The sequence below is a fragment of the Rhizobium aouanii genome, assembly GCF_037002925.1.
Classification (GTDB): Bacteria; Pseudomonadota; Alphaproteobacteria; order Rhizobiales; family Rhizobiaceae; genus Rhizobium; species Rhizobium aouanii.
In genome coordinates this window covers 1-800 of record NZ_JBAMYD010000058.1, presented here as the reverse complement: position 1 = coordinate 800, position 800 = coordinate 1, and the positions used below count along the sequence as shown (strand labels likewise).

General features: G+C 57.6%; 1 protein-coding gene. It reads right to left on the bottom strand.

The window, feature by feature from the left end; genetic code table 11:
* Positions 1–568: 568 nt before the first annotated feature.
* Positions 569–800 (bottom strand): hypothetical protein (locus V8P77_RS34700; protein ID WP_335916763.1); only part of this gene is annotated, 232 nt, incomplete at its 5' end.

Below are 800 nucleotides of genomic sequence, written 5' to 3'. Positions count from 1 at the left end.
GCTTCCTCCACCGCCAGGGATGACGAACGGTGACCCGCGAAGGAGATCCCGGACAATCCCGGCACCGGCAGGGCGAGGGTGCGACTGATCGGGGAAATGCACGCGCGATTGCTGAAAAGTGGGCGCGGCGGCATAAAAAATCCCGGCAACTCTGGCGGTCACAAAAATGGATCAGGATGCGACCCGGCAACGCACTTTTTCGTGCCGCCGCCGTCAATGAGATGAACGCCTATCTGGACGCGCTGGAACGCTTCTTGCTTTCGCCTTGCCCGCCGTGGATCAAAAAGAAGCCCCGCCGAAACGGGGCAATTTGGGAACGGACGGATCGCACAGGAAGGAAGAGTTGGCGTACGGCCCCGTCACAAGAGGGGGCACCTGTGCGATCCTTATGGCCAAACGACGGATAGTCGGAAAAGTTGCTGTGCGGTTCCGCACCAATCGTTAGATGATCGCTGGTCGCACCAGTCGTTCCGCCGCTGCGGCCACAAGCCGTGAAAAGCCCGCCTGAAGGTGCTGTCGGCACCTTGTTTCATTCGAATAAGAGCACATCTCGGTGGAGTAAGCGTCGTCAGGAAAACAAATGGCTTACGAGCCTGATATGGCTATCGTCTTCGATAGCGCGACAAAGGCGGTGATCGTCAGTTTCCGCGGAGTCACGGTCTATTTGCCAGGTCCTTATGCTGACCGAAAGGCGGCCGTCCTGACCGAAGCGCATTGCCGCCGGCTTGGCTGGCGAGATTGATTGCGACTTATATCGACGATCCACAAAGGGCAGATATTTATATTTGTGAATCGCTCGC